Source organism: Cysteiniphilum litorale, assembly GCF_003428165.1.
Lineage (GTDB): Bacteria > Pseudomonadota > Gammaproteobacteria > Francisellales > Francisellaceae > Caedibacter > Caedibacter litoralis.
On the sequence record NZ_QLIQ01000032.1, the window covers coordinates 21,505 to 32,191 of the forward strand.

The window sequence follows — 10,687 nt, forward strand, 5'->3', positions numbered from 1 at the left end:
CTATACTTCTTCCTTACATTACCACTGGCTGTTTGAATTGACGTTTGGGATAAAACTCATGGCTATTTGGATCTTTCTTATTAGCATCAGTAACGGAAGTCACTGCAGAGCCATCTAACAACACCAAATCAAATTGACCGCTTGTCTGATACGCATCAATTAAACTTTGTAACTTAGCAGGTTCATCAAGAATCAAATATGCTTGCGCGAGCAATGCCTGTTTTTTTCCACCATCAAAAACACCTCTGACTGCCAACCATGTGCTTTTCTTATCGCTATATGCTTCTTTATTACTTTCAGCTTCTGACGTCGATAAGTAATCCATTACATCTTGATCAAACCCACCAAAGCTTTGAAAGGCGATTTCTCGCTGCGATTTCGGATCAATCATCACACCTTTGAGCAATCTATACTTTTCAATCTCAACAATACTATCTTGAGTAAAAGTCTGCTTATCAAGTACATGGTGACTTGATTTAAATGTGTAGTTTGATAGTGCACGCAAGCTTGTATTAGACTCCATACTGGTAAGAATATTCATATAAACCGGCGTTTTACGCTGACCACTACGTGTGGTTTTTCTCGTGATAAGCGCATTATACTGAAGATCTTTTCTGCCTGCTGATGAACCTGTTAAATTATAAATATGTGCTAAAAATTGTGCTTGTGTGTTTTTTAGCTGCTCTTGTACAGCTAATTGTATTGTTGTGCGCTGTGTGCTTAGACTGCCAACGGCTTCCTTTTGGCGCTCACTGGTATTTGATAGCATTGCTTTTAATAATAAGCTTACCTTTAGATCATCCACTTTATACACTGGCGAGAACCCTTGATAACGTACATCACCACTCTCGTCAAAACGCTTGATCTGTAATTTAGTCATCACATCAACCGCCCAGAGTCTTAATTGGTTTTGCTCACTGCCACTGAAGTTTCTGCTGCGTGTTGCGTATTCAATATTGATCGCAACTTTGACATAAGCCTGTAACAAAGCATGCATGATTTCAGCCGCAACCGTGTAGAAGCTAACACTATCATCATTTAATAACCTTTCTTTCTCTTGGTTTTTAAATTCACTCACGGAGATTAGGTCTAAATACTTAGCGATAAATTCACTCAAAGAAACATTTGATTCGGTATTACACAATTGTGCATAACGGCTTTGTGCCGTCCCTTCCCCTAAAGTAGCCATCATTCGCTCTGATAACACTTTATCTTTGCTATCGCCCTGATAAATCGGCTCGTCACCAATACCGTGGGCATACATCTTAAGCATTAGCTCATTAAGTTGACTAAATAAACCATAGAGATTCACCATGTCTTCGGTATTAATAACAAAAGATACTAACTGACGTATATTCATATTATTTTTCAAGGTTGAACTACTGCTGGATAATACCAATTGCATATAAATATACGCTTTACTCTCAGAGTTAAATCCACTCATGATCTGACTTGGAATATCTTGAGCGGCGCCAATAGCTTGCACCATGGCAGTGAAGTTATAAGGTTTGCTGCCTAGCTTCTGTCCTAGCGCAATTTCTGTTAATTGATCCTCAACAACCATACTGACAAGCTTTGGCTGTTGATTATCAAAGCGCAAATCCTTTAAGATTTTGGCACCTTGTTCTAAATAGGCATGCATTGAGTCTTGGAAGTCTTTGTAGCGCTTATCTTTCAAAGTACTCGCGGCTTTGATCACATTCGCATCATAAAATGTATCTAGATTTTCTTCTAATTGTGGCGCATAGATTTGAGCCTTACTATCATCAACAAAGGCTTGGCAAAAACCAGTATAGCCTTGGGCTTTTTCCCATTCCTGCGCACCTTCAATAGCTTTCACCTGTTCATTGGTTTTGGTCACCAACTCCTTATAAACATCCAAGCGCTCTCTTAATTTGGCAATTTTACGTACCGCTTGGTAGCTATTACCATGCACCTTGACACGCGTTGCATCTTTTTGCAAAGACTCTTTCCACGCATCGATACTTTTGGTTAATGCACGCGAACTATCCTCAAACTTCTTATAAACTTCAGACAATACTTTAGTAAAATTATCAATAATCTCCTGAAAACTCTTCGTTCTAATAAACTCTTCACCATAAAGCCCAACAAGCTGCCTTAATGCTTGTTGCACTAAGTAAAGCTGAACCAAGTGGTCATATTCAACCATTAAAGCCGCAACACACAAAGAAATCAGAAAACGAAAGTCTGTCTCACTTGCTCTTAAACTGGCAATCTGTTCAATCAATGCAGTTTTTTGATCCAAAAACAAATCCGCCTCACCAACATTAGGTGTCTTACCTTGAAAATAATCAAATAGTTTTGCTTTAAGATCTTCTTGTGCAATTTCACCGCGTTCAATCGCCCCTTTACCATACAACTCTTGGGTTGAGAAATACAACATACTGTGCGCCAATTGCCAATGCACCACCATGTCATAGCTACTAAACTTAGCAAATTCATTAAGTAAGCCCATACGCGTTCTAAACATGTGTTGTAAAAATGGCATCTGTTCTGGATAAGAGGCTGAAAACATCTGCATCGTTAATTCAGAAACTTGCTTGATATGTGACTGATTAATGCCAAATACAAACTCATTAATAAATGCCGTCATCTGTCCATAGCATGCCTCACGATAGTTTTGACTAGCATCAACACTAATGACTTTTTCTTTTGTTAAAAATGCTGCTTCAATTTCTTTTAAAAAGCCTTTTAATCCTTCCAGAGCTTCATGCCGTGCTTGCACAAATTGTGCAAATGGATCTTTACTTTCTTTAGCAAAGCATCCCAACAATTCATTAAGTGTTTTCTTGCCTTTAATTTTCTCTTTTTGCTCTAACTGGTAATTTATCACAAGCTCTTTAACCTGGGGAATTTTAGCAGTTTGATTATGAGTTAATGTCAGAGTATCTTTTTGTGCTACATATTCAATTGTTACTAATTTTAACGCATCAGTTACTTGATCTAATTTATCCACATCCGCGGTTGTTAACTTATCCTCTTCAACCATTAAAAACTCAAAGCTTGATGAGGTCATTTGTTGAAAGTATTTTTCTTTGCACGTGGTAATAAAAATGCCATTATCAATCACAGGATAGCTTGGAAAAATAATCGTTGATAATTGAAATGGCAGATTTTTGACAACATATTCAAGCGATTTATCAGCTAGCATTAATGACACTTGATCACCTGGCAAGCTCTTTTGTGCAAAGCTCTCAATCGCAACAATATAGTCTTGGAAAACACGTAAATGTCCTTGAAAATCATGCAGCTTAAAATAGCTTGATATCACCGTCTGACGCTTATTCTTTAAAATACCAAACAAATTACCCAGTGACGCACTATCGACAAATACATCACACTGTTGCGCTGACTTCTGCAAATCGTGAATCGCTTTGACCGATTCAGCATGCGCCTTCTGAGCCTCAACCAAATCCTTAGATACTTCATCAAACCGTGTTTGAAAGTCAACCACTGCTTCACTTTCTTTAAAGCTACCCAAAACCCCTCTTCCTGGCGTTTCCTGCGATTTTTTCAAGCTATCACTGATAAGCTGTAGTGCTTTAATATTTAGTAAGTTTGCCACCTCAGTATCGGTAATTGCCGAGGTTTCACGGTTGCTGGCATAATCCGCCATTTTTTTGACCAACGTGCCTTTGGAGGTTGTTTGTGACAGCTTCTCAACAACCGCTTTGGCATCACTTGCAAGCTTTTCACGTTTATCTTTAATCTCTTGATCATGCTCAGGGCGACGATACTCTTTTTGTAAAAATTCATTTAAGAAATGCATATGATAAAGCGTAATAGGCACGATACTGGCAATACCGAAGCTACCTGAAACAAGTGTTTTGTCGTTATGGCACTGTACATTTGGACAAGTTAAGATCTTGACCAAGTGTGTCACAATTACCGCTGTTTTCCATAAGTTCTCATCATGGATGATCCATAGCTTTTTCTGTTCGGAGTAGTAGCATCCAGCATACAGTTTCTCATCATCTTCTTGTGTGACTTTTTTAGCATCTTCATTCATTGCCAACCATTCATAATAAGAAACATATTCGTGGTAGAGGGACTCTAGCACTTTAGCAATCAGCTTTAAGTTATCACTTTCTAGATTTTCATAATTAAATGTCAGCACATTTTTTAACATCCGCGGATTTAAGCAATCGGTAATATAAGCATTTTTGCCTTGGAACCAATCCGCAAAACGGATCTTTGTCTTTTGCCAAAAGGAGGTTTTTTCCTGTACTTTGTCAAACTGCTCTTTACTGACTTGCGCGCCCATTTTAACAGCGACATCGAAAGCGCGCTCGTTATAGCCAGAGCTGACCATATTCTTAAGTGCTAGTTTTTTATCATTGAAGAAATCGCGATAAGCTTGCGCTTGCGCCGGCTTTGCAACAATCACCACCGTATCATAATCTGCAACAGCCAGTTGGGTTTCAATATCCTCACTGGCACTTAAACGCTTCTGTACTTCATTGTAGCCATCGATCACCTTGCCTGCATTTGAGGCTAATGTCGCTAATTGTACTGCACCGCTAATTAAGCCCATGCTCAAACTCCTTTTTATCTATTTTTTCTGCTGTTGGTCTACCGCTTTAATGCTGCTTCAAAATCTGTAACATAAGCCTTTAGTTTTTTTATACGCAAATCTGTGCTTTGCTTAGACATCCAATCGGAGTCATCATATAAACGGATTAATGCTTGTTCGTCGTATAGATCAACATTCTTCCACTCTACCCACCACTTAGAGTCAACATCCATAACTACCGCTCCATCAGACTGCTTTTGTGAGACTGTATAGGAATCATTACGGCAATAGAGTTGATCAATTTTTTGGCTTTTCTGAGCTTTAAATGATTGCTCATCGATTAATCTTTTCAACAGCTGGAAATGCTGATCTCGATCAGTAGTAAATGAATTTAAATCATCGAATGGCTGTACCATATTACCGTCTGATACTGCTTGAGCCTTGCTATTATAGAGGTCTCGATAAAGTTCATCATACTCAGTGTAAATCATAAAAAAACTTTCAAATTCGTATAAATTCAACCTATCAATTGTTGTTATAATCCTGCCTGCATCAGCCTCACCTCTTGCATTAAATACATATGACACTTTGGCAATATATGACATCATCACTAGAAAAACAGCCAATGCAGTACTACAATTTTCCTCTGGGAGCTTAAGCTTTTTGGTTCCCTTTTGGTAATCAACCAAATTTAAAAGTTTATTAACTTCACGTCTAATCAACGCATAAACTGCTGGATATGCAAGCTGAGCAAGTGCATCGCTTATTGGACTCAGGTAATCATCTTTAAGTATTGTCTTATCACAAATGTGACTCGCCTTAATCCGATTAATTGGAACATACTCCTCTTCATCAAATGCATCTTCACTCCACATGAAATTGTTTGCTGATACAAATGAAACGGGCACCTGATTAGGTTCTTTCTTAACAAACTCAAAGAAGCTTGCCACTCGAGTATTTTTAAATTTCCCAGTTTTAGATTCAATACCAGCCGCACCAAGACTTTTCAAAATCCAAAATACCTGCCTTGATTTTTGATATAAGTCACTTGTATATACCCTATCTTTTATGTTCTTGATACTCGCTTTAGATACTTTTGTTATATTGTTTTTTATCGCCTCCATTTCATCTTTATCTTGAGAAAGAATAGCTTTAATACGTATAAACGCCTTATGAATATCACACTGAATTGCTGACACCGTTAAATCTATTTGGTTTTTCAATAGTGGAATATTTGTTGCCATTTCACTCTCAATAAACGAATTTAAAAAATCTTTCCTTCCTTGATTTAAGAATCCACATGATTGAACTTTCAATTTAAACAATTTTCTAAGTGTTGACGACTCTAAAGACATAAATTGATCTAATGAAAACAATATAAAATACATCGTTCCAGGCATGCTACTAAGATCATAGCGACAGCTATGCGCAAATGAATCTAACATTAAATCTAAAGCGCTTCCAGAGTCATCTGCAGCAAGTACGGCCTCTTTAAAAGGCTGTACTAAGTCATAATCACGCTTGAAATAAAGACAACTCATAAGCATGGCCGCTACTGCCTTCCTCTTTTCCGCAACCTCATAACTTTTTAAACTTAACATTAACTGCTGAACTAAATTAATTTGTGTAAGCAATGAAACTCTGAGTGGATTTTTATCTTCAGGTAAAAACTGTAATAAAACAACTAATTGATTAATGACACCTAATTTATATTGTCCATTTCTGCGCCCTTGATGAGCCAAGTCCAAAAAACACCAATCCAATGTATTATTATGCTGATAGCTTGTAACAATTTGTTCCTGTAAATCTCTAAATAAAGGGACTGGCGCAGGCAATCTTGGAGGTGTAGCATCAACAACAATCTGATCAGTATCTTTGAGAAGAGATAGCAATAATAACTGGCTATCAACACTCGACAACAAAAACTCATCCGATGGGATAGGATGTGTGCTAAACAAGCTCCAGCCACCACCTCTTAACATACTGTAAAAGAACATTTTTGTTTCTAATGGGTATTGCTTAAGCTCAGAGTAATCCGATACTTTTTTCAACAATGCTAGTTTTTGTTCTTTAACACTCGCTTGAATTTGATCATTTTTTATAATCGCTGATTGTACGAATGTATCATATTCAAATTTTTCTCCTTTGGCATTATAGGGCACTGTTTGCACTTGCTGCTTTAAGAACTCATGGATATTGCTAAGCAACGTTAAGTAGGCTTTTTGCTTAATATCAACTTTTTGCCCATCTTTGAGATAAACACTGGCTTTATCCAAATAGTCAACTGCCATCTGCCCATGTTTATACAGTGAATCCGATAAAGTCATCATTTGCGGACGCACACTGTTATAGACTTTCTTTAGCCCACTTAACCAATAATGACTATTCACCGTATCAGCATATTGCTCAAGCTCAGGTAACAGCTGATAAGTAATGGCTTCTAATACTTGCGCGATACTTCGCTCATCTTCATAAAGCTTTTTTAAACTGCCTCTAAACGCTTCGTTATGAAAAATCATGCTGCCATATTGCTTGATCATACTACTTGCTGAGCGTTTACCGATATCAAGTAAAACCAACCGCTCAAACAATGACATCATTGTTGCGAGTATCAATGACATGGTTGGCAGTAACGCATCTTTTGCTGAAGCGGCAATGGCTTCTACTACCTTATTGATAGGATTACCTACTAATTCATCAAACTCTTCTTGTGAAAAGCATTTTTGATAACGCTTTAAGTACTCTTGAATTAATTTTTCTAAGCGCTGTTCAATTTTTTTATCTTTTGGCTCTTTTTCACTCACACAAAGATGCTTTTTAATCGCCTGATTTGCCTTATCCATTGACTCGCGTGCATAGTGTACAACAAAGGAATGCACAACCATGCTATAGCTATAATCAAGTAATAAATAAAAAGGAGTAACACCGCTGATTGCCAAAGATGATTGACTGACTGCACTGCGCTTTCTAAATAAAAATTGTAACATCGGCATTTCAAGTGGAAAACAGCTCGCAATAACTTTTTCTAAATCATCGGCATTTTCAGCAAAATGTTTATATACTTCTTCACGCTTTTCTCTCTTTAAAAGAGCTGCTACATCATCGCCAAAGCCTTTGGCATCTGCGTCTTCAGGAATCTCAATTGCCGCCTGCGTTAATGGCGTGTTTTGCTTAGCAGCAATTGCTTTAATCATTAGCACCTTATCAACCCACGCTTGAACAATTGGGATTTGTTCTGGATCCTTCATCTTGCTAAATAATACATCTAACCTTAATTCTAAACTCTCTATTTCAATACATTCAAGATATGCCATCTCAGGCATTTTTTGCTGAGTGCTGCCAAATAATAATTGAGCAATTTCTTTTTCTGTTGTGAGATTTATATCTGAATAGCTAATAGCAACAATTTTATGTTTTACAGGATCTAATTCTGCCACTTTTTCCAATGTAATACTCACTGCAGTATTAACATAGTCTTTACCCATTAAACCATTGAGTTTTTCATCAACAGCGGTTTTGTCCTTAACCTCGGTAAAAAATGCATCATAATAGGTAAACATCTTAAGGTATAAGCTACCAATAAAGGTGTTTAACATACTGCTATTAAGTGAAATATCATTATAGCTAAACATCAGGCGTAAAATTGAACGCACTAAATCAAAATAATAATTCATCAACGGCATTGATTCGTGAATATGTTTAAGCATTGCCGTTGGTGCTGAAGTTTCTACTTTGTACAAGACACTTTGGAAATATGACTGTGACAAACGTGCTACTTCAAATGGTGGAATGGCTTTCTTAAACTTGCCGCCTAAGTCAGCACCACCTAACATCGTATGACCAAAGTTACCGCCAAAAACTTTCAAAGTTTTATCATTAGGCTTCTCTTTTATCATTTGCTTGGATGCTTCAATGGCTGCTTTATTTTGCGCAATTACTTTTTGCATCTGGTCATAATGCCCTTTTTGCTCAGCCACATCGGTCACAAATGCTTTAACATTACCCATGCTTGAAGCAATATTACTGTAAGATTTTTTTGCCAAGAAACTAGCAATCCCTGAGGTAGGGGCGGCATTCATATAAGAGACTTCATTAACCTGTTTATCCCCTATACTACTTAGCATGGTTGACATCTTCTGCATATGGATATTCTGACTTTCCTTAAGCACACTAACCAAATGTGAAGTGGCATTACGAAAGGACTCAGAGCGCTCTTGTAAGTTCTGCTCTTGCTTTTGTTCTAAAAGTGGAATAGCAATTGATGTGATATATTCATTTAAATGATCGATATGTGCATATAGGGTTGGGTAAACCAAATTACCATTTTGATAAAGGTAATGCGTCATATTGAGGATATTATAAAGATGATTGGTAATGATAAATAATAAGACAATATCCAAAGATACAAAGGTATAAACCGTGCCACTTTTATTGACCATCGTCGAGATATCAGCATCGGTTTGTGCATCAGAGAGTTTCTTTGGATCTAATGAGCTTGCCGTGTGCACTTGCAAAAAAGTAACCAAATCGGCAAAAACCATAATAAGATCGCGCTTTACATCATCCAGCTCAAAAAAATTTGAGCCGTTATCAATGCGCCCACTTTTAGATGCCACCGCCAGTTTATATGGCGCAATACCATCGGTTAAAAACAAGCGTTTGCCCGATAGATAGCCCCATATTTTTTTGGATGTTTCACGCAAACCCCAGCTTTCAGCCAAGAATTTATGCGCCTCTTTTGAGTTTTCACTGCCAAACTGCATGCGGCATTGCAGATCATGACTCTCGATCTTATTGACGCTTCCCTTTAACCCCTCGCGAATCTCACCAATTTTATCATCAAAGAAATTAACATATTGCTGCACAATCTGCGGATCAACGACAATCAGTGAAACATCTTCGACCTTAGTATTATCATTAACATCTTCGATTGATGCATAGCTTTTATACGCTTCCTGCAAGACTTGATAACCCAGTTTGGCAACCGGTGAAAAACTTGCAACTGAAAAAGGCATTCCAAACATCATCCATTATCCCTGTAGGTTAGTTACTCCAATACTCAAGCCGATATAGCTATCGCAAAATAATTTACGAGCGGTGTAGCTCAAGTAACGACAGTTATACCCATCACAAACCAATTTACAGTACTTCTGTTATCAAATTTCTCACACTTTTGGATGATTGGCTCTTGCCAATAGTCCTAGCTATTACCTGCAATCCAATCATCCAAAAGTATCAAAAACTTCTTCAACATTAAACACCGCAAAATGATTTACGATGGGTATATTATTTGCCATTCCCTAATAAATAATCTATCGATAAACAAACAATCAGGTCAAGTCAATTTAAAGCATTTTTTGAAAATAAAAAAAACAAAATTTGTCTGATTCATTAAAATCGTCATCCATCCATGCATAGAATTCATATAAATCAAGAGGTGAGTGTTATTTTTTCAAAAAAACCTATTAAATCACTCAAAAAATAAATTTGTATTTTTTGCTTCTAGCTATTGACTAACCATAAATCAACAGGTTACATTGATCCAGCCAAATAACTAACCAGAAAATTGAATTTCTAGTAAAAATCTTAAGTGCTGATAGGAAATATTCTCAGCATATAATCAACTATAAGAGCATTAAAAAGGAACGGATAACATGGCTGTAAATAAGAAGCTTCCAAAATCAAGATTGATGATTCAATACGACACTCGCGTTAAAGGTGAGGCAAAGAAAAAAGAACTTCCATATCGCGTTCTCGTGATGGGCGATCTATCCAAAGGCAAATCAAAAGATGCCAAGCTGCCATTTGAAGATCGTGATGTTCGCGTGATTAAAAATGGGCTTGATGCCACACTTAAAGATATGGAAATCACTGCAAATATGCGTGTTCCTAATAGCATCAATCCTGCTAAATCACCAATGATTGATATCAATTATAAATTCACATCAATGGCAGATTTTCAGCCTGATCGCATTGCCAAAAAAGTACCTGAACTCAATGCACTTCTCCAATTAAAAGAAATGTTATATAATACCCCAAGAAATTTAAACAGTATCTTTTGAAATTCATTTCCGATATATTGTTGAAAGTAAAATGAATAGAGGGCGTATTTGTGAGCACAAAAAGAGCAAGTTACTCGTCAGAGTTTAAAGT

General features: G+C 37.1%; 3 protein-coding genes. 1 reads left to right on the top strand and 2 read right to left on the bottom strand.

Going from position 1 to position 10,687, the window contains the following annotated elements; all coding sequences use genetic code 11:
- Positions 1-13: 13 nt before the first annotated feature.
- Positions 14-4,555, bottom strand: a complete 4,542-nt coding sequence (locus DNJ75_RS11445) for a hypothetical protein (protein WP_117003588.1) — start codon at positions 4,553-4,555, stop codon at positions 14-16.
- A gap of 38 nt (positions 4,556-4,593) precedes the next feature.
- A complete protein-coding gene (locus DNJ75_RS11450; RefSeq protein WP_150469053.1) occupies positions 4,594-9,561 on the bottom strand; it encodes a hypothetical protein in 4,968 nt (1,655 codons plus the stop codon).
- A gap of 627 nt (positions 9,562-10,188) precedes the next feature.
- Here DNJ75_RS11450 and tssB point away from each other — a divergent pair.
- Complete coding sequence (tssB, locus tag DNJ75_RS11455) at positions 10,189-10,596, top strand: type VI secretion system contractile sheath small subunit (protein WP_117003590.1); 408 nt, start codon at positions 10,189-10,191, stop codon at positions 10,594-10,596.
- Positions 10,597-10,687 lie beyond the last annotated feature (91 nt).

What these genes read in the sequence shown, in the direction of transcription:
- DNJ75_RS11450 (WP_150469053.1), bottom strand. Translation starts at nt 9,561, where the DNA reads ATGATGTTTGGAATGCCTTTTTCAGTTGCAAGTTTTTCACCGGTTGCC.
- DNJ75_RS11445 (WP_117003588.1), bottom strand. Translation starts at nt 4,555, where the DNA reads ATGGGCTTAATTAGCGGTGCAGTACAATTAGCGACATTAGCCTCAAAT.
- tssB (WP_117003590.1), top strand. Translation starts at nt 10,189, where the DNA reads ATGGCTGTAAATAAGAAGCTTCCAAAATCAAGATTGATGATTCAATAC.